The organism is Janthinobacterium sp. PAMC25594 (genome assembly GCF_019443505.1).
Classification (GTDB): domain Bacteria; phylum Pseudomonadota; class Gammaproteobacteria; order Burkholderiales; family Burkholderiaceae_D; genus Janthinobacterium.
Map to the genome: position 1 here is coordinate 4755838 of NZ_CP080377.1, position 25809 is coordinate 4781646.

Consider the following 25809-nt stretch of genomic DNA (forward strand, 5'->3'; position numbering starts at 1 on the left):
ACAAGGAAGCAAACATGAACGAAGCCTTTATCTGTGACGCCGTACGCACCCCGTTTGGCCGCTATGGCGGTGCACTCTCCAGCGTGCGCGCGGACGACCTGGGCGCGCTGCCGATTGCCGCGCTGATCGCCCGCAATCCTTCCGTCGATTGGTCCGCCATCGACGATGTGTTCTACGGCTGCGCCAACCAGGCGGGCGAAGACAACCGCAACGTGGGCCGCATGGCCGCGCTGCTGGCCGGTTTGCCGGCGGCAGTACCGGCCAATACCATCAACCGCCTGTGCGGCTCCAGCCTGGACGCCGTGGGCATGGCCGCCCGCTCCATCAAAGCGGGCGAGGCGGAGCTGATCATTGCCGGCGGCGTGGAAAGCATGACGCGCGCGCCATTCGTGATGGGCAAGGCTGACAGCGCGTTCTCGCGCGCGGCGAAAATTGAAGACACGACCCTGGGCTGGCGCTTCGTCAACGGCAAGATGAAAACGCAGTACGGCATCGACACCATGCCGGAAACGGCGGAAAACGTGGCCGTGGAATTTGGCATCAGCCGCGCTGACCAGGATGGTCTGGCCTTGCGCAGCCAGCAGCGCTGGGCCGCCGCCAACGCGGCTGGCGTCTTCGATCGCGAAATCGTGCCCGTCGCCGTGCCGCAGAAAAAGGGCGAGCCGAAGATGGTGACGATGGATGAGCATCCGCGCCCGGATACCTCGCTGGAGATGCTGGCGAAACTGAAAGGCGTAGTCAAGGCCGACGGCACGGTCACGGCCGGCAACGCCTCGGGCTTGAACGACGGCGCCTGCGCCATCCTGCTGGCGTCCGCCGCCGCCGTGGATAAATACAAATTGACGCCGCGCGCAAAGGTGCTGGGCATGGCCACGGCCGGCCTGGCGCCGCGCATCATGGGTTTTGGGCCTTCGCCGGCGTCGCGCAAGGTGCTGGCGCAGACAGGATTGACCATCGAACAGATGGACGTCATCGAACTCAATGAAGCGTTTGCGGCGCAGGCGCTGGCCGTCACGCGCGACCTGGGCCTGGCCGACGACGCGGCCCACGTGAATCCGAATGGCGGCGCGATCGCCATCGGCCATCCATTGGGCGCATCGGGCGCGCGCCTGGTGATGGCTGCTCTGAATCAGCTGGAACGCACGGGCGGGCGCTATGCGCTGTGCACCATGTGCATCGGCGTGGGGCAGGGTATTGCTGTCGTCATTGAACGCGTATAAACGAGTAAAAACAAAAAAAAAGGCGCAGGCTTGCAAAAAAGCGCCAACCATAATTGACCGTAGTGCCAACCTGGTGGAGACCACAATGATTGCCAATATTTTCAAGAAAACCCTGATCGCCGGCGTGCTGGCCATGTCCGCCGCGGGCGCGTATGCGGCCGAGAACATCAAGATCGGTTCCGTGCTGTCCGTCACGGGACCTGCCGCCTTTCTGGGCGACCCCGAACTGAAAACCCTGCAGCTGTATATCGAGAAAATCAATGCGGCCGGCGGTGTGCTGGGGCGCAAGCTGGAACTGGTGCACTACGATGACGGCAGCGATGCGGCCAAGGCCAACGGCTTTACCAAGCGCCTGATCGAGTCGGACAAGGTCGATGTACTGATCGGCGGCACCACCACCGGTGCGACGATGGCGATGGCGCCGCTGGTGGAGCGTGCCAGCATGCCGTTCATTTCGCTGGCGGGCGCCGTGGTCATCATCGATCCCGTGAAGAAATGGGTGTTCAAGACGCCGCATACGGACCGCATGGCAGCCGAGAAGGTGTTCGAGGACATGAAGAAGCGCGGCATCAGCAAGGTCGGCCTGCTGTCGGAAACGAGCGGCTTCGGCGCCTCGGGCCGCAAGGAATCGCAGATCGTCGCCTCCAAATATGGCATCACCCTGGTGGCCGATGAAACCTACGGTCCGAAAGACACGGACATCACGGCGCAGCTCACGCGCATCAAGAATACGGCCGGCGTGCAAGCCGTATTCGTCTTTGGCCTGGGCCAGGGGCCGGCCGTGGTGACCAAGAACTACGGCCAGCTGGGCATGTCCGCGCTGCCGTTGTACCAGTCGCACGGCGTGGCGTCGGACGAGTATCTGAAGCTGTCGGGCAAAGCCGCCGAAGGCGTGCGCCTGCCGACGCCAGCCCTGCTGATCGGCGCCATGCTGCCCGACAGCGACGCGCAGAAGGCCATCGTGGTCGGCTACGACAAGACGTATAAAGAGCGCTACAAGATCGATCCGTCGACCTTTGGCGGCTATGCGCTCGATGCCCTGAACCTGTCGGTGGACGCCATCAAGCGCGCCGGCGGCACGGACCGCGAAAAAGTGCGCACGGCACTGGAACAGACCAAGGGTTTTGTCGGCACCACCGGTGTCTTCAACATGTCGGCCAAAGACCATATGGGCCTGGACCTGTCGGCGTTCCGCATGGTGGAAGTGAAGAACGGCGAATGGCAATTGTCGAAATAATGTAAGCCAGAAGTACCTGCGCGGACTGCCCTCGAAGGCGGTCCGCGCGTAGCCGAACATAATGGAGACACCATGGAAGTCGCTCAATTTCTACAATTTCTGTATTCCGGGATGACGGTCGGTTCCGCCTACGCGCTGGCGGCGCTGGGCTTTACCATCATCTACAACACCAGCGGCGTGATCAATTTCGCGCAAGGCGAATTCATCATGCTGGGCGGGATGCTGGCCGCCGTGATGTCGGCCGCCGGCGTGCCGCTGCCGCTGGCCATCATCCTGGCCGTCATCGCAACGGGCCTGGTTGGCCTGCTGATGGAAAAAACCGTGATCGAACCGGCGCAAAATGCGCAGGTCATCACCCTGTTGATCATCACCATCGGCGCCTCGCTGGTGCTGCGCGGCCTGGTGCAAATCTGGCTGGGCAAGGATACGCATACACTGCCCGCCTTTTCCGGCGATACGCCGATCGAATTTTTGGGCGCCAGCCTGCTGCCGCAAAGCCTGTGGGTGCTGGGCGTGACCATTGTCATCGTGCTGGTGCTGGGCTGGTTCTTCGGTCGCACCCTGATGGGCAAGGCCATGCTGGCCACCTCGCACAACAAGCTGGCTGCGCAACTGGTGGGCATCAACACGCGCAAGGTGCTGCTGTTTTCGTTCGGCCTGTCGGCCTTGCTGGGCGCGGCGGGCGGCATCCTCGTCGCGCCGATCACGTATACCTCGTATGACGCGGGCATCATGCTGGGCCTGAAAGGCTTTGTCGCTGCCGTCCTCGGTGGCCTCGGTGGCGGCGCGGGTGCGATTGCCGGTGGCCTGATCCTCGGCATCGCCGAAGCCATGACGGCCGGCTACATCTCCTCGGCCTACAAGGACGCCGTGCCGTTCGTGCTGATCTTGTTGATCCTGTTCTTCCTGCCGCAAGGCTTGTTTGGCGCTAAAAATTCGGAGCGTGTATGACCAACTTTTTGACACGCTCGCGCCATGGTGGCTTGCTGGTGCTGGCCCTGGTGCTGGCCATCCTGCCGCTGTTCCTCACCAATGCGTTCTATTATGACGTGGCGATCCGCATCGCCCTGAACGCCATCGTCGTCATCGGCCTGAACCTCTTGATGGGCTACACGGGCCAGATCAGCCTCGGTCACGCGGGTTTCTATGGCCTGGGTGCGTATGCATCGGCCGTGCTGACCACGCACTACGGCTGGCCGCCGCTGGCCGCCCTGGCCGCCGGCGCCGTCGCCACGGGCTTGCTGGCCTTGCTGCTGGCCCGCCCCGTATTGAAACTCAAGGGCCATACCCTGGCCATGGCGACTCTGGGCCTGGGCATCATCATTTCCATCGTCATCAACAACGAGACGCAATGGACGGGCGGCCCCGATGGCATCGGCGTGTCCGCCTTCAGTGTCGCCGGCCTGGAAATCGCCGGTGAAAAATCGTGGTACCTGGTGTGCGCCGTGCTGCTGTTGCTGGTCACCTGGCTGGCGCTGAACCTGATCGATTCGCCCGTCGGCCGCGCGCTGCAGGCGATCCACGGCTCGGAAGTGGCGGCCCGCGTGGTCGGCGTCGATACGACCCGCTTCAAGGTGCGCGTGTTCGTGCTGTCGGCCGTCATTGCCAGCATCGCGGGCAGCATCAGCGCCCATTACATCGGTTTCATCACCCCCAACCTGGCCGGCTTCTTCCACTCGATCGAGCTGGTGACGATGGTGGTGGTGGGCGGCATGGCGTCGATCTTCGGTTCCATCATCGGTGCCGCGCTGTTGACGATCCTGCCGCAACTGCTGTCCAGTTTTGAAGGCTGGGAGACGGTGGTGTTTGGCGTGATCCTGATGGCCACCATGATCTTCATGCCCAAGGGCCTCGTACCGAGCCTGGCCAGCCGTTCGCGCAAGCGGGCAGGGGTGCCCAAGGCGCCCGCCAAACCGGCACAGGAGGTGTGAGATGCTGACGATTAACAACTTGAGCAAGAGCTTCGGCGGCGTGCACGCGGTGCAGGACGTGAGCTTCACTGTCAAGGAAGGCAATATCCATTCCGTGATCGGGCCGAACGGCGCCGGCAAGACGACCTTGTTCAATTTGATCACGGGTGTGTACACGCCGACCCGGGGCGAGATTCTGCTGAATGGCGAAAACGTGGCCGCCATGCCGCCCGACGCGCTGGCGCGGCGCGGCATGAGCCGTACCTTCCAGAACCTGCAGGTGTGCATGAACATGACGGCCATCGACAATGTGATGGTGGGCGCGCACCTGCGCCTGAACCAGAACCTGTTCGCCTCCATGTTGCGTTTGCCGTCCGTGCGCCGTGCCGACGCGGCCTGTCGCGACGAGGCCGCGGGCCTGATGGAGTTTGTCGGCGTGGGCCGGCATATCGACGACGAGGCGGGACAGATGTCGTATGGCGCATTAAAACGCCTGGAAATCGCGCGCGCGCTGGCGGCCAAGCCGAAGGTGCTGCTGCTCGATGAGCCGGCGGCTGGCCTGAACCACACGGAGACGGGCGAGATCGAAGCCTTGATACGCAAGGTGGCGCAATCGGGCGTGACGGTGGTGCTGGTCGAGCATGACATGAAACTGGTGATGAATCTGTCGGACCATATCCTGGTGCTCGACTATGGCAAGAAGCTGGCCGAAGGGACCGCCGCCGAAGTGCGCGCCAATCCCGACGTGGTGGCGGCATACCTGGGAGTGGCGGCATGATGAAGATGGAAAAACCTCAGACACCGCTGGTGCTCGATATCGCCGGCCTGACCAGCCATTACGGCCGCATCCAGGCCCTGCACGGCATCGACCTGCAAGTGCGCCAGGGCCAGCTGGTGGCGCTGGTGGGCGCGAATGGCGCTGGCAAGACGACCCTGCTGCGCGCCATTTCCGGCGTGCAGCCGATCAGCGCGGGCAGCATCGCCTTCGCCGGCCAGGACGTCAGCCGCATGAGCGCCGACAAGCGCGTGCGCAGCGGCATTTGCCAGGTGCCGGAAGGGCGCCAAGTGTTCGGCCCCATGACGGTGGAAGACAATCTGCGCCTGGGCGCCTTTACGCGCCCCGCGCAGGACGTGGCCGGCGACATGGAGCGCATGTATGGGCTGTTCCCGATCCTGAAGGAAAAGCGCTTGCTGCTGGCCGGTACGCTGTCCGGCGGACAGCAGCAGATGCTGGCCATGGCGCGCGCGCTGATGGGCCGTCCGCAACTGCTGCTGCTCGATGAACCGAGCATGGGCCTGGCGCCGCTCCTGATCGCGGAAATTTTCCGCATCGTGGCCGAGCTGCGCGACCAGGGCATCACCATCTTCCTCGTCGAGCAGAACGCGCACGCGGCCCTGTCGATCGCCGACGTCGGCTATGTGATCGAGACGGGCGCCATCACCTTGTCCGGTCCCGGTTCCGAATTGCTGCATAACGAGCAGGTACAAAGTGCCTATCTGGGCATGTAACCCAAGAGCAGAGACTGGGGTCGGACCCTGAGGGGCCGACCCCGGCAGTTGAGGTCTTGGGCTGAAAGCACGCTTTATCTCAAGGCATATAGGAGTTTTTATGGTCAAAGTCTACGAAATCAACGGCGTCACCCCCGTCGTCCACCCCAGCGCCTACGTGCACCCGTCGGCCGTGCTGATCGGCGATGTGATCGTCGGCCCGCGCTGCTATATCGGTCCGCTGGCCTCGATCCGCGGCGACTTCGGCCGATTGATCCTGGAAGAGGGCGCGAATCTGCAGGACACCTGCGTCATGCACGGTTTTCCCGGCTGCGACACGGTGGTCGAAGTCGATGGTCATATCGGCCACGGCGCCGTGCTGCATGGCTGCCGCATCGGCCGCAATGCGCTCGTCGGCATGAACGCCGTGGTGATGGACAACGCCATCATCGGCGAGGAATCCATCGTCGCCGCCATGAGTTTCGTCAAGGCGGGCATGATCGTCGCGCCGCGCAGCATGGTGGTCGGCACGCCGGCCAAGGTGATACGGTCGCTCACCGACGATGAAATCAAATGGAAAAGCTCGGGCACGGGCCAGTACCACGAACTGGCCGTGCGCTCGATGCAGACGATGCGCGAGGTGGACGCCTTGACGGAAGTCGAGGCGAACCGCCAGCGTCTGAATTTCGATTCCGCGTTGCCGCTGCACTTGCACAAGAACGCCGCCGCGCAATAAATAATATGGGCGTAGGTCGGATTAGCGGGGCAGCGCCCCGCGTAATCCGACACCACCACCAACGTCACCAACACCCTCGTTTTACGGAGAAACCACATGGCTCACATATCCACTTTGCAAAGCCTGATCGCCGGCCGCTGGCTGGGCGAAAGCGCCGCCGTGCCCCTGCATAGCGCCTTGAACAACCGCGTCATCTATCACACGCATGCGGAAAAGATCGACTTCGACGAAGCCGTCACGTATGCGCGCAAGACGGGCGTGCCGGGCCTGATGGCGCTGGATTTCCAGCAGCGCGCCGCGCGCCTGAAGGCATTGGCCCTGTACCTGGTCGAGCGCAAGGAAGAGCTGTATGCGATCTCGCACCTGTCGGGCGCCACGCGCGCCGATAGCTGGGTCGATATCGAAGGCGGCACGGGCACGCTGTTCGCCTACGCCAGCATGGGCAGCAACGAGCTGCCGTCGTCGAACGTGCTGCACGAAGGCCCGGCCATCGCCCTCGGTAAAAAAGGCGGCTTCGCCGGCACGCACATCCTGGTGCCGCGCGGCGGCCTGGCCGTGCACATCAACGCCTTCAATTTCCCCATCTGGGGTCTGCTGGAAAAATTTGCACCGAGCTTCCTGGCGGCCATGCCCTGCATCGCCAAGCCGGCCACGGCGACGAGCTATCTGACGCAAGCCGTCGTGCGCATGATGCATGAATCGGGCTTGCTGCCGGCTGGCAGCCTGCAACTGGTGATCGGTTCCACGGGCGACTTGCTGGACCGCCTGAATGGCCAGGATTTCGTCACGTTTACAGGGTCGGCCGCCACGGCCGCCAAGCTGCGCACGAATTCCAACCTGATCGCCCAGTCCGTGCCCTTCAACGGCGAAGCCGACTCGCTCAACTGCGCCATCCTGGCGCCGGACGTCACGCCCGACGATGTGGAATTCGACCTGTTCGTCAAGGAAGTCGTACGCGAAATGACAGGCAAGTCGGGCCAGAAGTGCACGGCGATTCGCCGCATCATCGTGCCCGAGCACCTGATGGACGCCGTCGGCACGCGCTTGCGCGAACGCCTGGCCAAGGTGGTGGTGGGCGACCCGTCCATCGAAGGCGTGCGCATGGGCGCGCTGGCGTCGAAGGAACAGCAAAATGACGTGGCCGAACGGGTCGCCACCCTGTCGCAGGGTAACGAAGTGGTGTTCGGCGCGGCCGACGGTTTCAATCCCCTGGGCGATGGCGCGCAGGACGGCAGCTTCTTCTCGCCGACCTTGCTGCTGTGCCGCGACGCCTTCGGCAACGATGCCGTGCATGATGTGGAAGCGTTTGGCCCCGTCAGCACCATGATGGGCTACAAGGACATCGATGAAGCGCTGGCCCTGGCCGCGCGCGGCAAGGGCAGCCTGGTGAGCACCCTGGTGACGCGCGATCCGAAGATCGCCGCGCGCGTGGTGCCGCAAGTGGCGGCCACGCACGGCCGCGTGCACGTGCTCGATCGCGTGGCGTCCGTCGATTCGACGGGCCATGGCTCGCCCCTGCCGCAACTGAAGCACGGCGGCCCTGGCCGCGCGGGCGGCGGCGAGGAACTGGGCGGCGTGCGCGCCGTGCGCCACTACCTGCAACGGGCGGCCGTGCAAGGCTCGCCGACCATGCTGGCGGCGATCACGGGCGAATACGTGCGCGGCGCGGATGTCAACGAAAGTCCGATCCACCCGTTCCGCAAGCACTTCGAGGACCTGAAGACGGGCGATTCGCTGCTCACGCACCGCCGCACGGTCAGCGAAGCGGACATCGTCGCTTTCGGCGGTATTTCAGGCGACTTCTTCTACATGCACTTCGACGAAATCGCGGCCAAGGAATCGCAGTTCGGCAAGCGCATCGCCCACGGCTACTTCGTGCTGTCGGCCGCCGCCGGCCTGTTCGTCTCGCCTGGCGTCGGTCCCGTGCTGGCCAACTACGGTCTGGACAACCTGCGCTTCGTCGCCCCCGTCGCCATCGGCGACACCATCCGCGCCCGCCTCACGTGCAAGCGCAAGGTCGACCGCAACCGCAAGGACGTCTTCGGCGTGGGCCAGGGCGTGGTGGCGTGGGACGTGCAGGTGACGAACCAGAACGAAGAACTGGTGGCCAGCTACGATATTCTGACCCTGGTATCGAAGCGCGAATAAACGTTTCTGCAGTACGACATTGAACGGCGCCGCCCGCGATCTTCGCGCGGGTGGCGTTTTTTTATGGGCGCCACACGGTTCAGGTGCAGGCTAATTATTTTTCTCTTGAATTATTCATAAGTGTATGAAAAATATAGCGAAAGTGTGGTTTTGCACGGCGTGCTATTTAGATAAACCCCTCTAGAACGCGTGCTTTTTTCGTGAAAATGGGGCAATTCGCTCATTGCCTCAAGAAAACTTTCCAACGTAAAACCTTTTCTCTGTAGCATGGTTTTACTCACTGGTCACGCCGCCATGCACACCCAAGGCGATGGTGGCGCGAAAAAAACGGACCCGGCCTTTTACGGCTGGTGAGCCATCGACCTCGAGTCCACTCCACGATTAATGTTCACCGCTACGGGTATTTAATTACTATGAATAAACACGTCCTGATTTTCCTGATGGTCATGCCCCTGGCCATCAGTCATGCCTACGCCGAAGAGGCCGCTGGCCCCGCGGTCAAGATCAGCGGTTACGGCACCGCCGCGCTGACCTTGGCCGATACCGACAACGCGCAGTTCGCGCGTCCGAACCAGGCCGCCGGTGCCGGCCGCACTGGCCGCACGGGCATCGATTCCAACCTGGGCTTGCAAGCTAATGTCACCGTCAACCCCTGGCTGTCGGCCACCGTGCAAGGCCTGGCGCGCAAGGATGGCGAGGATGATTTTGGCGCCGAACTTGCCTGGGCTTTTGCCAAGGCCAAGGTGTCGGACAGCTTCAGTGTGCGCGTTGGCCGCATGGGTCTGCCCGTCTTCATGATTTCCGATTACCGTAACGTGGGCTATGCCAACACCATGCTGCGCCCACCGGGAGAAATGTATTCGCAGGTACCGCTGAACAGCATCGACGGCATCGACGCCACCTACCAGTTCAGCGCGGGCGACACCAGCATCACCACGCAGCTGGCGCTGGGCCGCACCAAGGCCACCCTGGCCACGGGTCCCGCTTCGACCGTGCAGGTGGAAGGCAAGTCCATCGTCGCCCTCAACGTGGTGGCCGAACATGGCCCCCTCACCGTGCGTTTCGGCCGCGCCGAGACCAAGCTGACGATCAACGATTCGCCCAGCCTGAACACCCTGATGGGCAGCTTGCGCGCGGCCGGCGGCGGCTACAAGATCGCCCAGCTGGGCGCCCTGGCCGATGCGCTGGAAGTCAAGGACAAGAAGGCGTCCTTCACGTCCGTGGGCCTGGGCCTGGACTGGAACAATGTGCTGCTGCAGTCCGAATATGCGAAGCGCAAGACGGACAGCTATGTCAGCGACAGCACCTCGTGGTACGTGATGGGAGGTTATCGCATCGGCGCCTTCCTGCCGTACTACAGCCACGCCAGCCTGAAGGCCGATGGCCGCGTGAACAACACCGTGCCCGCATCCTGCCCTGCCGGCTATCCGGCCGCCTGCACGCCGACCCTGCGCGCCCTGTCGGCCGGCGTCGACACCCTCGCTTATATGCGCAACCAGCTCGAGCAATCGACGGACAGCATCGGCGTGCGCTGGGATTTCCACCGTTCGGCCGCGCTGAAAGTGCAGATCGACCGCATCAGGCCGAAGAATGGCCCGGGCCTGTTCGTGCAAGCCAAGCCAGGCTTCCATGGCCCTGTCACGGTGGCTGCCGCCGCCATCGATTTCGTTTTCTAAGGAGTGCCGCATGAAACCATTGATTGTGAATGTGGCTGCCTTGCTGGCCTTGTCGATGAGCGTGCCCGTCATGGCCGAAGTGGTCGTGGTGGTCAATGCCAAGAGCGCCGCCGGCGCCATGACGAACGAACAGGTGGCGCAATTTTTCCTCGGTAAATCGACGGCCATGACGCCGATCGACCAGCCGGAAAGCGCCCCCGTGCGCGCCGAGTTCTACAAGAAGGTGACGGACAAGGAACCGTCGCAAGCGAAGGCCCTGTGGTCCAAGCTGGTTTTCACGGGCAAGGCGACCTTGCCGAAGGAAGTGGCCAATAGCGCCGACGTGAAGAAGGCCGTGGCGGCCGATCCGAAAGCCATCGGCTATATCGAAAAGAGTGCCGTCGACGGCACCGTCAAAGTGGTGCTGACGGCGCCATAAAGCCGGTTCGGGCCGCGCGTCATGCGGCGGCCCGATAATTCATCAAATCAGGAGACAGCAATGAGCATCAAACGCAAGATATGGGCGCTGCCCGTCGTCTCGGCCGTGATTTTCGGGCTGGGACTGGCCGTCAGTGCCTATCTGTCCACGGCCACGCTCAATTCCATCCACGCTACCGAAAGTGCCGACTATCCCGTGCTCGACATGGCCAAGTCGCTGACCCTGGACGTGGCAGCCGTCGGCGACGCCCTGCGCGATGCCGTCAGCGAAGGCGACAAGGAGCGCATCGGGCAAGTCGGCGGCCAGGCCGTCAAGCTGCGCGCCAAGCTGGACGCCTTTGCGGCGATCCCGGGCCAGCGCGAACAGGGCCTGCGCCTGGCAAAGGAATTCGATGCCTACTATGCGCCGGCGCTGAGCGCGGCGCGCATCATGCTGGAAATGGAAGAGGGCGACCCGCAAGCGACCGTGGCGCGCATGCAGGGTGCGCTGGCGGTGCTCAATACGGACCTGGCAAAGACCAACGAGCAGGCGCAATTGCAGTTCAAGCAGGGCATCGAGCGCAGCGCGGCCAACGTGCGCAATGCGCTCAATACCAGCATCGCCGTGGCGCTGGCCGTGATCGTCTGCCTGGTGGCCGTGTCGCATTTCGTCGTGCGCGCCATCTGGCAGCAGCTGGGCGGCGAACCCGAATATGCGCGCCAGATCGCGCGCGCCGTGGCCGATGGCGACCTCTCGATGCACATCGAGACCGAAGCGGGCGACCAGGCCAGCTTGCTGGCGGCGCTGAAGGACATGCGCGCCAAGCTCGGTGGCATGGTCTCCGACATCAAAGCATCGGCTGAAACCATTCAGGTGGCCAGCGCTGAAATCGCGCAGGGCAATGCGGACCTGGCCGCGCGCACGGAATCGCAGGCGGGCAGCCTGGATCAGACGGCGCGCAGCATGGATAGCCTGACTTCTACCGTGCGCGACAACGCCGCCAATGCGGGGCAGGCGCATGCACTGGTGGTGTCGGCCTCCTCGGTTGCCGTGAAGGGCGGGCAAGTGGTCAGCCAGGTGGTCACCACCATGGGCGAGATCAACGATTCATCGAAACGCATCGTCGACATCATCGGCGTGATCGACGGCATCGCTTTCCAGACGAATATCCTGGCCTTGAACGCGGCCGTGGAAGCGGCGCGCGCGGGCGAACAGGGACGCGGCTTTGCCGTGGTGGCATCCGAAGTGCGCAACCTGGCGCAGCGCAGCGCGGCAGCGGCGCGCGAGATCAAGCAATTGATCGGCGATTCGGTGGCCAGGGTGAACGTAGGTTCGAAGCTGGTCGACGAGGCGGGGCTGACCATGTGCCAGATCGTCGACTCGGTGAAAAAAGTGGCCGACATCATGGCCGAAATCAGCGCTGCGAGCCAGGCGCAGAGCGTCGGCATCGGCGATATCGGCGTGGCCATCGGCAGCATGGACCAGATGACGCAGCAAAACTCCGCGCTGGTGGAAGAGGCGTCAGCGGCGGCCGAATCGCTGCAGGAGCAGGCCGTGCAACTGGGCGTGGCGCTGGCCGTGTTCAAGCTGGCGCAGGGGGGGCGCTGTGTCGGATTACGCGCAGGGCGCTAATCCGACCTACCTGGCATTGCGGTGATACCAGCTTGACCTGCATGGCATGGCGTAGGTTGGATTAGCGCAGCGTAATCCAACACCCGGCTTAGCGCTGCAGCCCGAACGGATCGTCGATGCTGTGCGCCGGCTGCGTGAACCAGCGCGGACCGTCTTGCGTCATGTAGAAATGGTCTTCGTGGCGGATGCCGAATTCGCCGGGGATGCAGATCATCGGCTCGTTCGAGAAGCACATGCCCACGTCGAGCGGCGTCGTGTCGTTGCCCACCAGGTAAGGCCATTCGTGGATATCGAGGCCGATGCCGTGGCCGGTGCGGTGCGGCAGGCCCGGCAGCTTGTAGCCGGGGCCGAAGCCGTCTGCCTCCAGCGACACGCGCGCGGCGCGGTCCACGTCGCCGCACGGTACGCCCAACTGGGCAGCGGCGAATGCGGCTGCCTGGGCCGCCTTTTCGCTGTTCCACACGCTGCGCTGGCGTTCGCTGATGGCCCCAAACACGTAAGTGCGCGTGATGTCGGAGATGTAGTTCATCACCTGGCAACCCGTGTCGATCAACACCGTGTCGCCCGGCTTCAAGGTCTGCACATAGTTGACGCCATGCGGGTAGGCGGTCGCTTCGCCGAACAGCACGATGCAAAAATACGAGCGTGGCGCTCCCACCTTGCGGTGCGCGCGCTGGATGAATTCCTCCACTTCCACCGTCGTGATGCCTTCGACCAGCATGCTGGCCGTGGCCACGTGCACGGCCAGGGTCATGTCCATCACGCGCTGCATCAGGGCGATTTCGGCGGCTGATTTGCGGCTGCGGCAGTACGCCGTGACGGCGCGTGCGTTTTCCAGCGCGTAGCCGGGAGCCAGCGGCTGGATGCCGTCATAGATGAAGAAGGCGGCGCTTTCGCAGATGCCCACGCGCGGCGGCGCAGCCACATCCTGGGCTATCCCCATGCGCGCCAGCACGTCGACGAACAGCTGGTACGGGCTTTCATGCTCTTCCCAGCAATTGACCTTGCCCTCGATGAGCATGAAGCCCGTCAAGGTGCTTTCCTCGAAGGCTGGGGCAATGTATTCGATCTCGCCGCTGGCCGGCAGGATGGCGCCCACCATGCGTTCGCTGGCATACCATTTGGTACCCGTGAAATAGGTGAGGTTGGCGCCCGCGTTCAGGTAGATCGCGGTGATGCCCTGGTCGCGCATGAACGCTTGCGCCCTGGCGATACGTTGCGCATGTTCGGCCTTGCCGATGGCGACCATGCCGCCCGTCATGTCCGACAACGATGCCAATGCCTGTTCGATGGAAGTGCCACCTATGCTCATGCCTGCTCCTTTGTTCGATGCGTGATACGGAAAGGACGCATGATATCAGTTTGCGCCTTTCGGCTTGAGTCCCGGCGCGCCGCCAGCGGCATCGGGCTGGGCCAGCATCAGGTCGTGCGGATAGGTAAAATGCCAGTCCGCGTAGCGCTGCTTGCGGCGCAGGCTGGCATCTTCGTCGAGGAAGTTGTCCTGCTTGATGGGGATCTGCGGCGAGAGCGAATGGATGCCGACGATGCGTCCCTCCTGCCGCAGCACGCCCCACTCTGCCTTCCCAGTGACCGGGTCCGCATACAGGCGGCGCAAGTGCCGCCGGGCGTTGGCAAAGCGCGGATCGCGCAGCAGCTCCTGCAACGTCAAGGGGTAGCGGGGCCGCCCGTCGCCCGGCGTGCTGTCGTAGTAACGGCCCAGCGCATTGCGGAATTCATGGCCGATGAACAGCAGCTCGCGCTCCTTCTCGCGCCGCGCGGCCGTGGCATGCAATTCGCTGGCCAACACCAGGCCGACACCCATGAAGGCCACCAGCATCAGGGTCCAGATATACGCGAAGCCCCGCGCGCGGCGTCGAAAACTAGAGCTGCTCAAAGGGGATGCCCTCGCGCGTCTTGCCCTTGGCGCCGCTGCGCACGTCGGCCACGCCGCTGATCTCGCCATTCGGAGAAGGGATCAACTGCCAGGTGGCGGCGGACTCCGTGACGGGGTCCAGCGGTACGCTGCGGAAGTAATGGTGGGTCACGAGGTCGGCCAGCGCGGCCGGATATTCTCCCTTGTCGGCGTAGTATTTATCGAGGCCGCTCCTGAGCACTTGCAGGTTTTCCTTCAGCGCGACTTCCTTTGATTTTTCCACCGAGCCGAAATAGCGGGGAATGGCAATCGTCAGCAGCAGCGAGATGATCGCCAGCACCACCAGCAATTCGACCAGGGTAAAACCGCGGCGCGGAGTAGAGCAGGGCATCGACATCACCATTCCTTGAGCGGCACGCCGTTCAGGCCCACCTTGGTCGAGCGCGAGGCGACGTCGAATACGTCCTCGCCTTCGCTGGGATTGTCTGGCGGCGAGGCATAGGCGCGCTTGCTCCAACTGTCGGCGGCGCTGCCTTCTTCCCTGGGCTGGAATGGGTCGCGCGGCAGGCGGCGCAAAAAATAGATGTTCTGCTTCGAGGGACTGCGCTGGTCGGGCACGCCCTCGACCAGTTCCTCAAGTTTTTTCGGATAGCCGGAGGCGCCCAGCGACAGCTTGATGCGGCCATTGTCCGAGGCGCGCTTGTAGGTATCGATGGCTTCGCGTATCTCGATCAGGGCGCTGCGCAATTCCTGCTCCTTCGCCCGTTGCAAGGCCACCTGCGCCATCGGCACGGCCACCGTGGCCAGGGTCGCCATGATGGCCAGGGTGATCATCAGTTCGATGAAGGTAAAGCCTTTATGCTTCACTGGCCACCTTTGCTTGTCTTGTCGGCGGCGGGCGCCTCGTCGCCGCCCGTCATGGGCGAGCCGGTGCGCGGCGCGGCCTGCTCTGGCGTGACGATGGCGTCAAGCGTACCGCCGACGCTGGCGCGGCCGCCCACGGATGCCTCGGTGCCCGAGTTGAACTCGGCCGTCATCAGGTCCGGGCGGCGGATGCTGCGCAGCAGGCGCGGCGTGATCGACAGCACGATCTCGCTGCGCATGGCGTCGTCCTTCTGGCTGCCGAACAGACGGTTTAACACGGGCAGCTCGCCCACGCCGGGCACTTTGTTGGCCGTGCCCCGGTCTTCGTCGCTGATCAGGCCTGCCAGCACCTGCGTCTCGCCATCCTTCAGGCGCAGCACGGTGGAAGCGCTGCGCGTGCCGATCTGGTAAGCCTGCGTGCCCGTTTTGCTGATCACTTCCTTGACGACGTTCGACACTTCCAGGTTGATCTTGATGGCCACCTCGTCGTCCAGGTAGACGTTCGGCTCCACGTCGAGCTTCAGTCCCACCTCGATGTAGTTGACGCTGTCGGAACTGACGCCGTTGTTCGTCGTGACGGTAATGACGGGCACGCGGTCGCCGATGAGGATCTTGGCCTTTTCCTTGTTGCGTACGCGGATGCGCGGGTTGGCGAGGATATTGCTGTCGCTATCGGTCTTGTTGGCGTTCAGGGTGACGCCGCCGATGCCCAGGTTGATATTGTCGCCATTGATGCGGTGCAGGTCGGCCACCTTCAGGCCACCCAAGCCGCTGCCGATGCCGGCCAGTGTCAGGTTGGCCTGGTCCGGCCAGCGCACGCCCAGTTCCATCAGGCGCGTGCGCTTGACTTCCAGAACCTCCACTTCCAGCATCACTTCCGGGTCGGCCAGGTCCTGCACGTTGATGATGCGCTCGGCCATGCGCACCATTTCCGGCGTATCGCGCAGCATGATGATGCCCAGGCGCTCATCGGTGACGACGTCCTTGGCCTTGAGCAGGGTCTTGATGGAAAACGCCACCGTCTTGACGTCCGCGTTGGCGAGGAAAAAAGTGCGTACGACCAGTTGCTGGTAATCCTTCACCTTTTGCGGCGTGTTCGGGTAGATCGTGATCGACTTGTCGCTGGTGACGCTTTGCTCCAGCTGGTTGGCGCCCAGCAGCATGGCAATCGCCTCTTTGATGCTGGTGTCGCGCACGGAAATGGTGGCGCGCAGGGCGGGGTCGACTTCCTTGTCGAAGACGAAGTTCAGTCCCGACACCTTGCTGATGAAGTCGAACACGGAGCGCAGGGGCGCGTCGCGAAATTCGAGGGTCACGGGTTTGCGGTAGGCGGCCGCCAGCTTGCCGCCGGCCGGCCGGCTTTTGGCCTGCTCGTCGCCGATGCGGCTTTTCAGGGCCAGCGCCTCGCGCTGTGCGGGACGCTCTTGCAGCACCTGGCGCAAGGCTTCCTGCGCTTGCGCGACATTCGCTTCGCCGCCGCGCTGGTAGCTGGCCTGCGCTTCCTGCACCAGCTTGCGGTGCCGTTCATCCTGCGCCACGCCGGCCAGGCCACGCTGTGCCACGTCGTTGCTGGCGTCCAGCGCCAGCGCCTGCTGGTACAGCGCTTGTGCTTCGGGCAGCTTGCCCTGCTGGCGCAGCGCCTCGGCGCGGCCATTGAGGTTGTTCAGCGCGCGCATCCGGCCATTCGTGACGGCGATGCGGTACTTGGCGTTGGTCGGTTCGGCCTGCGCCGCCTGCTCCAGCAAGGCCAGGCCCTGTTCCGTGCGGCCCGCGCCCAGCATGGCCTGGCCATCGTTGTAGGCCTGGTTGCCGGCGCAGGCGGCCAGCAGGGACAGCACCGGGAGCAGGGTGAGGATAGTACGAGACATACGTGCGGCGCGTCGTTTCAATTGAGGTCCCCTACGGCGAGTGTCTGTTTCAGGTTGAGCGGCAGATAGGTAAATTGCAGGGCGCCCTGCACCACGCCATCGAAGCGGTAGCGCTCTTCCAGTGTATCGCCGGGCCGCGCCACCACGTTGCGTTCGCCCGCCTGCAGGAAGTAGGCGGCCTTGCCTTCGTCGACAAAGCGGCCAAGGAATTGAAAGGGCAGCGGTGGCGGCGCGTTCGCGTCGACGTCGGCGACAGTGCGCGTGGCCTGCGCGGCCTGCTGGTCGAGCATGATCTTTTTCGGCGTCTCCGGTTGCCAGCTTTGCTTGGCGAACAGGGTGGCCGCTTCCTCGTCTTCCAGCGCCCGGCGCGGATGGATGGCCAGCGCGCGATTGGTCTGCGGCGCGGCGACTGCAGCGAGCGGCGCGACCGCCACCCGTTCCACCTGGCGCGGCGTGGCCGTGGCCGGCCCCACGATGCTGCCTTCATCCTCGGGGGCGAAGAGGGCGGCCAGCAAGGTCGCCACGGCGGCGCCTCCGAGTACGGCTTTTTTCATCGGCGTACCTCCGCCTTTTTCACCAGCAGGATGAACTGGATGCGCGCGTCGATCTCGCCCGCTTCGATCTGCTCGCGCTTGAAGAGGACGGAGTCGAGCGTCAGCGTGGGCAGCGTCTGCAGGGCGTCGACGATAAAGGTTTGCAGCTGCGCGTATTCGGCCTTCACGGGCAGGGTGATCTGGTAGCGCAAAAAGGCCGTGTTACCGTCTTCCTGCGGCTTGTAGTCGGCCTTGGCAAGGGTGACGCCGCTCTTTTGCGCCACTTCCAGCAAGGCCTTCAACTGCTCGGGAATGCTGTCATGCGCGGGCAGGTAGGCGTGAAAGGCGGCCAGGCTGTCGGCATCGGCATCGAGTGTGACGGCGGCCGACGGCAGCGCCGACTGTCTGGCAGCAGCGGCCAGTTGTGCCGTCAATTGCTGCTGGTGTGCGGCCAGCGCGTCGCCTTGCTGCACGGCGAAGGCGGCCAGCGCCAGGCAGGCCGCACCGATGGCGCTGGGCCAGCCCAGGGTATGCCACAGACGCGCCGCTTCCCATGCCAGGCGCGGCGGCAGGCGCAGCTGCGGGCGCGGGCGGGCCGCGGGCGCGCTGGCTTTTAGTGCCGGTTTTATTGCCGCCATTGCGCCTCCAGCTGAAAACGGTAAGGGTGTTCGGGGGCGTTGGCGTGCATCTCGTGCTTGAGCAGATACACGGAGCTGAACATGGGCTGCTGGTTCAGGAAGGCCAGGTAGTTGAGCATGTCCTGCGGCGTTTCCGCTTCGGCGGCGATTTTCAGCACGCTGGCGCCATCCTGTCCCTGCTGCGCGTTCAGGTCCAGCCCCAAGAGGGCCACGCGCACGTCGCGCGGCGCCTGCACCGTCCTGACCAGGCGCGTGATGGGCAGGTTGAGCTGGCGCACGGCGGCGGCCACCTGTTTCAGTTCGAGGTCGCGCTCGCGCTGCTGGCTTGCCGAAAGGGGCGCGCGCACGGGACGCGCGGGCTGCAGCTGCGCCAGTTGGGCTTCCAGGCGCCGCATTTCCTGCGCCTGCACCAGCCAGTACACGGCGGCCGGCAGCAGCATCAGGCTGCCCGCCAGGCACAGGGCCAGGCGCCAGCCCTTGAAGGTCTGCCTTGCTCCGGGCGGCAGGAATTCCAGGCGGCTCAGGCCCATGCGGCCTCCCGCATCAGGTGGGCGGCGCCGGCCACGGGAACGGGCTGGAAGCGCCCAGTCAGATCCTCCTGCGGCACGCCGCTCAAGTCGATCAGCGTCACGTGTTCGATGGCGTCGAGCTGCGGCGCGCGCAAGTTCCAGCGCCGCCACGCGCTATCCAGTTCCTCGCCCCAGGCGGCGCCGCAGGACTGGCTGTGCAGGGCCGTGATGCGCCCGCCGCTGCTTGTCGCCAGCAGCAGCCGTCCCGCTTCCACCAGGGCGAAGGCGGCAGGTTTGCTACCGGCGATGCTGCGCCAGGCCGGTCCGACGATGGGTTCGATGGACAGGCAGCGCCGGCCATGCGCGGCCGCCGCATCCTGCACGCCTTGCAGCAGGGCCGCATCGATGCCGCAGGCCAGGCGCGGCTTGCCGTAAGGCGCATCGTCGGTCGCCAGGCGCCAGGCGCGCGCGCCATCGCCATACACGGCAGCGAACTGGCTATGCAGGAAGCGCTGTGCGCTGGTTTGGTCGAGCAAGGCGCCGCTCCACGGCAGCATCAGCATGGCGCACCAGCGGCTGGCCAGGCTGACGGCGAGCGGCAGTTTTTTGCCGCCATCCTGTTCGAGCCAGCCGCGCAGGGCGCCCAGCGCCACTTCCCAGCTGGCGTCGGGGTTCAGGATCGGCAGGTGGAAGGCGCTGTCGGGCAAGGGACGGCCGGCGCGGCGCAGCACGCCGTCCAATCCGTGCGGCGCCAGGTGCAGGCACACGGTGGCGCGGGTAACGCGTTCAATAAGTGACACGATTGAGCTCCGCTAAAGTGGTTTCACCGCGCCGCACCAGGTCCAGGCCCGCTTCGCGCGCCAGGCGAAAACCGTTGCGCGCCGCTTCTTCCTTCATCTGGCTCAGGGGCGCGCGCGTGCAGATCATTTCGCGCATGGCATCGCTGAGCATCAGCACTTCGGCAACGGCCTTGCGGCCCTTGTAGCCGGTGCCGCGGCAATGGCCGCAGCCCTTGCCGGCCATGAATTGCCAGTCCTGCACCTGATGCAGGGCCAGGCCGCTGTCGCGCAATTGCTGCGCATCGGCCAGCACTTCGGCACTGGCGTCGACGGCGCAATGGACGCAATTGAGGCGCAGCAGGCGCTGCGCCACGATGCCGTTCAGGGCCGCCGCAAAGCTGTAGGCATCGACGCCCATGTGCAGGAAGCGGCCCACCACATCGAACACATTATTCGCGTGCACGGTGGTAAATACCAGGTGGCCCGTGAGCGCCGCTTGCACGGCGATCTGCGCCGTTTCGTCGTCGCGGATTTCGCCGATCATGATCTTGTCGGGATCGTGGCGCAGGATGGAGCGCAGGCCGCGCGCGAACGTCAGTCCCTTTTTTTCATTGACGGGAATTTGCAGCACGCGCGGCAAGCGGTATTCGACGGGGTCTTCGATGGTGACGATCTTGTCGCGCCCCGTATTGATTTCCGTGATGGCCGCGTACAGGGTGGTGGTCTTGCCGGAACCCGTGGGGCCTGTCACCAGCAGCATGCCGTGCGGCTTGGCGGCCAGGCGGCGGATCTGCTCGATGGCATCTTCGTTCAGGCCCAGGCTTTCCAGGCGCAGCGCCTGCGCCGCCTCCGTCAGCGCGCGCCGGTCCAGCAGGCGCAGCACGGCGTCCTCGCCAAAAATATTCGGCATGATGGAGACGCGGAAATCGATTTCCGCCCCCTTGACGCGCACCTTGAAGCGGCCATCCTGCGGGATGCGCCGTTCGGCGATGTCGAGATCGGCCATGACCTTGATGCGCGAGATGATCTGTTCGGCCATCGCCAGCCCCTGCACCTGGCCCGCCTGCACCAGCACGCCGTCGACGCGGTACTTGATGACCAGGCTGGCCACGTCGCATTCGAGGTGGATGTCGCTGGCCTGGAATTTCAGGGCGTCGTAGATGGTGGAGTTCACCAGTTTCACGACCGGGCTGCTGTCCTCGCTGATGCGGATCAGCGAGATGTCTTCGATGCTCTGGTCGAGTCCTGGAATGTCATCCCCGTGCTGCATTTCCTGCATCGCCTGCTGCACGCTTTCCTGCTGCAGCAGATAGGCGGCCAGGTCGTCCGGGTGCGCCAGCGCCACCGTGAAGGGCGTGGACAGGGTGAAGTCGGCCCACTGCAGCAGGTCTTCCGCAAATGGGTTGCCGATGACAAGCACGGGCGGCGCGCCGGGAGCGCTTGGGTGCAGCAGCACGCAGTCGCGCTGGGCGCAATCGGTGTAGGGCAGCAGGGCAAAGGCGGGCAAGGCGGCCTGCAGCTCGGCCATCGTCCACGCCGGATAGCGGAACAGGGCGGCCAGCTGACGCAAAAAGACTTCGGGCGGCAGGGCCGCCGTTTCCTGCAGCACGGCCATCTGCGGGCGGCCCTGTTCCAGCGCGCTGGCGTGGGCCCGGCGCAGCATGGCCGCATCGAGCACGGCCCGTTCTTCGTCGCGTGCGTTCATGACATGACCTTCAAGATAAGCTCCCCGCCAGTTCAAAGATCGGCATGTACATCAGCACCACCACGCCGCCGATCACCACGCCGATGATGGTCATCAAGAGCGGCTCGAGCAGGCGAGACGCCCAGTCCACCCAGCGGGCGAATTCCTCGTCGTGGAACTTGGCCGAGCGTTCCAGCATGTCGCCCAGGCGGCCCGTGTTTTCTCCCACTTTCAGCAGCGATTGCGCCACCGGCGTGGCCATGCCGGCGTGTTCCAGCGCGGTGGAAAACGGCATGCCTTCCTGTACCGCGCGGCGCGCCTGCGCCAGCTGTTCCTGCTGCGCCGGAAGCAGCATGGGCGCGACCATGGCCAGCGCCTTGTGCAGCGGGATGCCCGCGTGCAGCAGCAGGCTCAGGGCGCGGTAGAAGCGCGCCAGGCGAAATTCCGCCGCCTTGTCGGCCAGCACGGGCAGGCGCAGCAGGCGCAAGACCAGGGCCTGGCGCGCGCCGGCATTGGCAAGGCCAAAGACCACGGCGGCCACCGCAGCGGCCAGCGCACTAGCGCACAGCAGCGGATGCGCGGCCAGCGTTTGGCCAAAGCCCAGCAGCATTTGCGACATCCAGGGAATCTCGCGGCCCGAGCTTTCGTAGACGACGCTGAATTTGGGCACCACGTAGCCGAGCAGGAACAGGGTCACCAGGCCGCCGACGACGAGCAGCATGCACGGGTAGATGGCGGCGGAAATGAGTTTTTTGCGGATGGCGTCGAATTGCAGCTGGTAGCCGACAAAGCGCGCCAGCGCCTCGGGCAGGTTGCCCGAGCGTTCGGCCGCATGCACGGTGGCGATATAAATGTCGGGGAAGATATCGGGGAAACCGGCCAGTGTGTCGGAAAAGCTCTGGCCTTGCTGCAGGGTGAGCACGATGGCGGCCAAGGTGGCCCTGGCGCCAGGGCGCGTTTCCTTGTTGTGCAGGGTGACCATGGCCTCGCCCAGGTTCAGGCCCGCTTCGAGCAGGGCCAGCAGCTCCTGGCTGAATTGCAGCAGGGGCAGGCCCTGTTTGCCCGGGCGCAGCGCGACACCCGCGTCCGGCGCGGCGCCAGCGTCGACGGCCAGCACGCGCCAGCCGCCGCGCACGGCCGCGCGGATCGCCTCGGCCTCGCTGGCGGCGTCGATGGACAGCGCCCGGCTGCCCGCCGGGCCCTGCACCTGGAGGTGGAACTGCATCGTCGGCTCAGGCGAGCATGGCGACGGAAGCGGACAGGAACAGGCTGCTATGAGGGAAGGTGCGTGCGGTCAAAGTAGGCATCGGTCGGGAACCATCCAAAAAAAAGTTCAATTTGTCGCGGGTACCGGCAGCAGCAAGAGGCAATGAGTTGCTTCAGGGTAGACTGGAATTGCCAGAAAATCAATCGTGCGGTGTTGCATGCGCGGGCAAGCCCTTGTATCGATGGCTTGCCCGCATGTTCAGCCGCTTACTGGGTGATCAGGCTGACCTTATCGATCACGAACGAGGTTTGCAGCGACGCGTCCTCGGTTGCGGCAAACGAGATCTGCACGGTCTGGCCCTTGTAGGCGATCAGGTCGAAGGTGCGGATCTGATAGCCGGCCGCCTTGTTCACGTTCGAGTAGGTGGCCAGGGTACCCAGCACCGTGCCGGCGCTGTTCTTCACGGTGACGACCAGCTTGTCGTACGCGGTATTGCCCGTTTCCGCCGTGTCGATATGCAGCGCAAAGCTCAAGCTGGCGGAGGTGGCCGTGGCCGGAATGGCCACGCTTTGCGTCAGCGATTCGCTGGCCGTGGCGCCATTGCCGCCCAGCCAGGCGTACTGCGTGCCTTCATACGCCACTTGCCCCGTAAACGTGCCGATGGCGCCCGTGGTGCCGCTCCAGCCCGTGGCGCCCGCTTCAAAGCCGCCATTGCTCACGCGTTCGGTGGCGCTGCTGGTGCCGACCGTCAGCGTGGCGTTGTTCGACGTGGCCGTCACGGCGGGCGACGAGGAATCCGTCACCGTCGCCTTGAAGACGGCGCCGCTGTCGGTCGCCACGGCCGTGAAGCTGTAGGCCGGCGACGTGGCGCCGCTGATCACGGCGCCGTTGCGGTACCACTTGTAGGTGTACGGCGCCGTGCCGCCGCCCGCGCCCACGGCGAACGAGGCGGTGGCGCCTGGTGCGACGGTGATGCTGGCCGGCTGGCTGGTGATGCTCACCGCGCCGCCCGTCGTCGATTCATCGACGTCGGTGCCCACGTTGATGGCCGCATACGCGCGCTTGACGGCGATCGATTCGGCGCTGCCCACGCCATACAGTTCCTCGGCGGCCAGCAGCACCTTGTTGCGCGCGTCGGCATAGTTGGTCGACGAAGTGAACTTGGTGGTGGCGGCCTTGAACCAGATGCGGTAAGCCTTGTCGCTGCCGATACCGGTCATAGCCAGCGGGCTTTTGTTCAGGTAGGAGCTGTAGTAGTCGCTGCTGGCGGTGGAGTTCGAGCCTTGCGACAGGAAGTAGAACATGCGGTTGTTCGGGCCGCTGCTGTAGTGGACGTCGAGGTTCTTGATGGTGCTGCTCCACGCATTCGGGCTGCTGCCATCCTTGCTCGGCTTATACAGCCAGCGCAGCGGCTGGCCATTCTTGGCGATTTCCTTGCCCGTCATCCAATCGTTGCCCGTATTGGGAATGCTGGTGCCCGTGCCGCCGGCACGCTCATACGCTTCCACCATTTCACCGGCGATGTCCGAACTCGATTCGTTCAAGCCGCCCGACTCCTGCGAGTAGATCAGGCCCGAGGTGGCATCCGTGATGCCGTGGCCCATCTCATGGCCGATCACGTCGATGGAGCCGAGGTTGTTGAACGAGCTGCCGCCGTCGCCGATGTACATGCATTTGCAGTTGCTGTCGTAATAGGCGTTGTCGTAAGCCGTGTTGACGTGGGCGGCGATGTGGGTAGCCGTGTTGTTGCCGTCCAGGCTGGACCAGCCCAGCACATTCTTGTGCGTGTCGTAGGTGTTCATCAGGCCCCACATGGCGTTCACGGCCGCCGTCTGGCCATTGGCGTTGGTGGTGCTGCCGCCGCTGATGTATTGCTGGCCGTCGCCCCAGGTATTGCTGGTGCTGCTGTACACGCTGCCCGAGGTGGTGCCGTGGTTGGCATTCGTGATGGCCATGCCGCCGAAGCTGCCGCCCGTGCCGCGGCCGGGATCCTTCATGGTGTAGGTGCTGCCCGTGAGCGTGGTGTTGAGCGGCACCTGGCCGTTGTACTGGCTGTTGCCGATGCCGGCGACGGTTTTCAGGGCTTTCCACTGGCGCAGGATGCGGCCGTCCTTGGCGCTGACGATGGTGTCGTAGTAGACGGGCTTGTTGCCGCTGATCATGCGCGTCTGCACCAGGTAGGCCAACTCGTAGTGGTCGACCACGTCCTGCACGTCGAGGGCGTTCAGTGCCGCTTCCGATTTGTTCTCGGCGCCAGCCACGCGCACCGTTTTCATCACGGGGTAGATCAGCAATTGCGCATGCGGCGGCACATGGTCGACGGCCGGCACGCCGATGCTTTTCACGGCGGCGGCGATGGCGGCGGCGGCGCTGACGGCCGGCGTGGTATCGATATCGGTGGTGGCGCTGCGGGTGACGGCATTGACGCCGCCGCTACCGAGGCCCGACGCGCGGTCCGACACGGATTCGCTGACGATGTCGCCGGCGCTGTTGCTGACCACTACCGTCTCGGAACCGAAGACGGGCAAGCCCTTGTAGGTGTGCTGTACGCGGCTCACGCGGGTGCCGCTGACGCCCGGATGCTGGGCGCCGACGGCAAAGCCATGTTCGGTATTCAAGCCGCGGCTGCGCGCCTGTGCGGCCAGCTTGTTGACCAGGCTGGCGGTCTCTTGTGGAGACGCCAGGGCGACCGGCGCGGCCATCAGGGTCTGTGGCAGCGGCGTGGCGGCATCGGCCGTGGTGGCCATCAGCGGCAGGGCGGCGATGGATGCGGCAACTATCGTCAAACGTAAATTCATTTCTGCTCCATGGTATCGGTTAAGGAAATGGTGAATGAGCTGGCCGCGATGTCTGATGGCCACCCCGGCGTGCCTGGCGGCGAGCGGATAGCCTGCCGTTTTGTGGTGGCATGACGTCGGGTAAGGGGACACTAAACTTGTCGAGATCGCCATGTCAAAAAATTCAAGAAATGGGTCACTACGCGAATTTTTGTTAAGAATTGAACATTTATCGGCGCTGTATCGTCGCAAAGTTTGATGTATCGCAAGCTGCAAATTTTGTTTTGGCCCCATTCCCTCAATGACGTGTTCTGTTGGAAAAACACTGTTGCGTTTTCTAAATGTTGCGATCTACACTAGGTCTTCGCGTTGTCCGCAGTGGCGCACGCGAAGACAAAAAAAGCGCACGCGGCAATGACCGCGTCCAGATACAGCGCATCGGGAAAAAATCGGGAGTTTCACATGACATCAATTCTGTTTTCTGCTGTTGGTTTCAGCCATTTCCCCTCTGGAGCGGCCTGCATGCTGCATCCGCCTTCCTAGCCGCCGCTATCCGGCTCCTCCCCCTGCGACGGGGGCTTTTCGTGAGTCCGACCGCGCCGCCCGGCGTGGCCGCTGGCGCAGTGCATTCTC

The 25809-nt window shown here is 64.3% G+C and carries 23 protein-coding genes; 11 read left to right on the forward strand and 12 right to left on the reverse strand.

The window, feature by feature from the left end; genetic code table 11:
- The first annotated feature begins 14 nt into the window (after positions 1–14).
- From pcaF to KY494_RS21415, 11 genes are all read left to right on the forward strand, one after another.
- Complete coding sequence (pcaF, locus tag KY494_RS21365; RefSeq protein WP_219888157.1) at positions 15–1220, forward strand: 3-oxoadipyl-CoA thiolase; 1206 nt, start codon at positions 15–17, stop codon at positions 1218–1220.
- 85 nt (positions 1221–1305) lie between these two features.
- Positions 1306–2457 (forward strand): ABC transporter substrate-binding protein, encoded by a 1152-nt coding sequence (locus KY494_RS21370; protein WP_219132673.1) that lies wholly within the window; start codon positions 1306–1308, stop codon positions 2455–2457.
- A 72-nt stretch (positions 2458–2529) separates the two neighbouring features.
- On the forward strand, positions 2530–3408 hold the full coding sequence (locus KY494_RS21375; RefSeq protein ID WP_219132674.1) for a branched-chain amino acid ABC transporter permease: 879 nt from the start codon (positions 2530–2532) through the stop codon (positions 3406–3408).
- On the forward strand, positions 3405–4388 hold the full coding sequence (locus KY494_RS21380; protein ID WP_219888158.1) for a branched-chain amino acid ABC transporter permease: 984 nt from the start codon (positions 3405–3407) through the stop codon (positions 4386–4388). Before KY494_RS21375 ends, KY494_RS21380 begins: the two co-directional genes overlap by 4 nt.
- Position 4389: 1 nt before the next feature.
- Positions 4390–5145: an ABC transporter ATP-binding protein gene (locus KY494_RS21385; RefSeq protein WP_086137156.1), complete on the forward strand. Its 756-nt coding sequence runs from the start codon at positions 4390–4392 to the stop codon at positions 5143–5145.
- Positions 5145–5876 (forward strand): ABC transporter ATP-binding protein, encoded by a 732-nt coding sequence (locus KY494_RS21390; protein WP_258194961.1) that lies wholly within the window; start codon positions 5145–5147, stop codon positions 5874–5876. Before KY494_RS21385 ends, KY494_RS21390 begins: the two co-directional genes overlap by 1 nt.
- A 100-nt stretch (positions 5877–5976) precedes the next feature.
- A complete protein-coding gene (gene paaY / locus KY494_RS21395) occupies positions 5977–6591 on the forward strand; it encodes a phenylacetic acid degradation protein PaaY (RefSeq protein WP_219888159.1) in 615 nt (204 codons plus the stop codon).
- Between the two features lie 96 nt (positions 6592–6687).
- Positions 6688–8739 (forward strand): phenylacetic acid degradation bifunctional protein PaaZ, encoded by a 2052-nt coding sequence (gene paaZ / locus KY494_RS21400; RefSeq protein ID WP_219888160.1) that lies wholly within the window; start codon positions 6688–6690, stop codon positions 8737–8739.
- 413 nt (positions 8740–9152) lie between these two features.
- Positions 9153–10415 (forward strand): hypothetical protein, encoded by a 1263-nt coding sequence (locus KY494_RS21405; protein WP_219888161.1) that lies wholly within the window; start codon positions 9153–9155, stop codon positions 10413–10415.
- A gap of 10 nt (positions 10416–10425) precedes the next feature.
- Positions 10426–10833: a hypothetical protein gene (locus tag KY494_RS21410; RefSeq protein WP_219888162.1), complete on the forward strand. Its 408-nt coding sequence runs from the start codon at positions 10426–10428 to the stop codon at positions 10831–10833.
- Between the two features lie 60 nt (positions 10834–10893).
- Entirely contained in the window at positions 10894–12444 is a 1551-nt protein-coding gene (locus KY494_RS21415; RefSeq protein WP_219888163.1) for a methyl-accepting chemotaxis protein, read from the forward strand.
- Positions 12445–12532: 88 nt separating this feature from the next.
- On the opposite strand, the gene KY494_RS21420 is transcribed toward KY494_RS21415, so the two are convergent.
- From KY494_RS21420 to KY494_RS21475, 12 genes are all read right to left on the reverse strand, one after another.
- Complete coding sequence (locus tag KY494_RS21420) at positions 12533–13756, reverse strand: Xaa-Pro peptidase family protein (protein ID WP_219888164.1); 1224 nt, start codon at positions 13754–13756, stop codon at positions 12533–12535.
- Positions 13757–13801: 45 nt separating this feature from the next.
- Positions 13802–14338 (reverse strand): type II secretion system protein, encoded by a 537-nt coding sequence (locus KY494_RS21425; protein ID WP_257571941.1) that lies wholly within the window; start codon positions 14336–14338, stop codon positions 13802–13804.
- Positions 14325–14714, reverse strand: coding sequence for a type IV pilin protein (locus KY494_RS21430; protein ID WP_375143379.1), 390 nt, complete (start codon positions 14712–14714; stop codon positions 14325–14327). The genes KY494_RS21425 and KY494_RS21430 overlap by 14 nt, the downstream gene beginning before the upstream one ends.
- Positions 14714–15151, reverse strand: coding sequence for a type IV pilin protein (locus KY494_RS21435; RefSeq protein ID WP_219891688.1), 438 nt, complete (start codon positions 15149–15151; stop codon positions 14714–14716). Before KY494_RS21435 ends, KY494_RS21430 begins: the two co-directional genes overlap by 1 nt.
- Before the next feature lie 29 nt (positions 15152–15180).
- Positions 15181–17049, reverse strand: coding sequence for a general secretion pathway protein GspD (locus KY494_RS21440; RefSeq protein WP_219888166.1), 1869 nt, complete (start codon positions 17047–17049; stop codon positions 15181–15183).
- 17 nt (positions 17050–17066) lie between these two features.
- A complete protein-coding gene (locus tag KY494_RS21445; RefSeq protein ID WP_219888167.1) occupies positions 17067–17603 on the reverse strand; it encodes a hypothetical protein in 537 nt (178 codons plus the stop codon).
- A complete protein-coding gene (gene pilO, locus KY494_RS21450) occupies positions 17600–18220 on the reverse strand; it encodes a type 4a pilus biogenesis protein PilO (protein WP_219888168.1) in 621 nt (206 codons plus the stop codon). The genes KY494_RS21445 and pilO overlap by 4 nt, the downstream gene beginning before the upstream one ends.
- The gene (locus KY494_RS21455) at positions 18208–18750 is read right to left on the reverse strand and encodes a hypothetical protein (RefSeq protein WP_219132685.1); all 543 of its coding nucleotides are present in this window, start codon (positions 18748–18750) and stop codon (positions 18208–18210) included. Before KY494_RS21455 ends, pilO begins: the two co-directional genes overlap by 13 nt.
- Positions 18741–19529 (reverse strand): hypothetical protein, encoded by a 789-nt coding sequence (locus KY494_RS21460; RefSeq protein ID WP_219888169.1) that lies wholly within the window; start codon positions 19527–19529, stop codon positions 18741–18743. Before KY494_RS21460 ends, KY494_RS21455 begins: the two co-directional genes overlap by 10 nt.
- Positions 19516–21213 (reverse strand): GspE/PulE family protein, encoded by a 1698-nt coding sequence (locus KY494_RS21465; RefSeq protein ID WP_219888170.1) that lies wholly within the window; start codon positions 21211–21213, stop codon positions 19516–19518. Before KY494_RS21465 ends, KY494_RS21460 begins: the two co-directional genes overlap by 14 nt.
- A 10-nt stretch (positions 21214–21223) precedes the next feature.
- On the reverse strand, positions 21224–22417 hold the full coding sequence (locus KY494_RS21470; protein ID WP_219888171.1) for a type II secretion system F family protein: 1194 nt from the start codon (positions 22415–22417) through the stop codon (positions 21224–21226).
- Positions 22418–22665: 248 nt separating this feature from the next.
- A complete protein-coding gene (locus KY494_RS21475; RefSeq protein WP_219888172.1) occupies positions 22666–25197 on the reverse strand; it encodes a M4 family metallopeptidase in 2532 nt (843 codons plus the stop codon).
- Between the last annotated feature and the right edge of the window lie 612 nt (positions 25198–25809).

Excerpts from the sequence above, each read along its gene's own strand:
- pcaF (WP_219888157.1), top strand. The coding sequence starts at position 15 with ATGAACGAAGCCTTTATCTGTGACGCCGTACGCACCCCGTTTGGCCGC.
- KY494_RS21370 (WP_219132673.1), top strand. The coding sequence starts at position 1,306 with ATGATTGCCAATATTTTCAAGAAAACCCTGATCGCCGGCGTGCTGGCC.
- KY494_RS21375 (WP_219132674.1), top strand. The coding sequence starts at position 2,530 with ATGGAAGTCGCTCAATTTCTACAATTTCTGTATTCCGGGATGACGGTC.
- KY494_RS21380 (WP_219888158.1), top strand. The coding sequence starts at position 3,405 with ATGACCAACTTTTTGACACGCTCGCGCCATGGTGGCTTGCTGGTGCTG.
- KY494_RS21385 (WP_086137156.1), top strand. The coding sequence starts at position 4,390 with ATGCTGACGATTAACAACTTGAGCAAGAGCTTCGGCGGCGTGCACGCG.
- KY494_RS21390 (WP_258194961.1), top strand. The coding sequence starts at position 5,145 with ATGAAGATGGAAAAACCTCAGACACCGCTGGTGCTCGATATCGCCGGC.
- paaY (WP_219888159.1), top strand. The coding sequence starts at position 5,977 with ATGGTCAAAGTCTACGAAATCAACGGCGTCACCCCCGTCGTCCACCCC.
- paaZ (WP_219888160.1), top strand. The coding sequence starts at position 6,688 with ATGGCTCACATATCCACTTTGCAAAGCCTGATCGCCGGCCGCTGGCTG.
- KY494_RS21405 (WP_219888161.1), top strand. The coding sequence starts at position 9,153 with ATGAATAAACACGTCCTGATTTTCCTGATGGTCATGCCCCTGGCCATC.
- KY494_RS21410 (WP_219888162.1), top strand. The coding sequence starts at position 10,426 with ATGAAACCATTGATTGTGAATGTGGCTGCCTTGCTGGCCTTGTCGATG.
- KY494_RS21415 (WP_219888163.1), top strand. The coding sequence starts at position 10,894 with ATGAGCATCAAACGCAAGATATGGGCGCTGCCCGTCGTCTCGGCCGTG.
- KY494_RS21420 (WP_219888164.1), bottom strand. The coding sequence starts at position 13,756 with ATGAGCATAGGTGGCACTTCCATCGAACAGGCATTGGCATCGTTGTCG.
- KY494_RS21430 (WP_375143379.1), bottom strand. The coding sequence starts at position 14,714 with ATGTCGATGCCCTGCTCTACTCCGCGCCGCGGTTTTACCCTGGTCGAA.
- KY494_RS21435 (WP_219891688.1), bottom strand. The coding sequence starts at position 15,151 with ATGATCACCCTGGCCATCATGGCGACCCTGGCCACGGTGGCCGTGCCG.
- KY494_RS21440 (WP_219888166.1), bottom strand. The coding sequence starts at position 17,049 with ATGTCTCGTACTATCCTCACCCTGCTCCCGGTGCTGTCCCTGCTGGCC.
- KY494_RS21445 (WP_219888167.1), bottom strand. The coding sequence starts at position 17,603 with ATGAAAAAAGCCGTACTCGGAGGCGCCGCCGTGGCGACCTTGCTGGCC.
- pilO (WP_219888168.1), bottom strand. The coding sequence starts at position 18,220 with ATGGCGGCAATAAAACCGGCACTAAAAGCCAGCGCGCCCGCGGCCCGC.
- KY494_RS21455 (WP_219132685.1), bottom strand. The coding sequence starts at position 18,750 with ATGGGCCTGAGCCGCCTGGAATTCCTGCCGCCCGGAGCAAGGCAGACC.
- KY494_RS21465 (WP_219888170.1), bottom strand. The coding sequence starts at position 21,213 with ATGAACGCACGCGACGAAGAACGGGCCGTGCTCGATGCGGCCATGCTG.
- KY494_RS21470 (WP_219888171.1), bottom strand. The coding sequence starts at position 22,417 with ATGCAGTTCCACCTCCAGGTGCAGGGCCCGGCGGGCAGCCGGGCGCTG.
- KY494_RS21475 (WP_219888172.1), bottom strand. The coding sequence starts at position 25,197 with ATGAATTTACGTTTGACGATAGTTGCCGCATCCATCGCCGCCCTGCCG.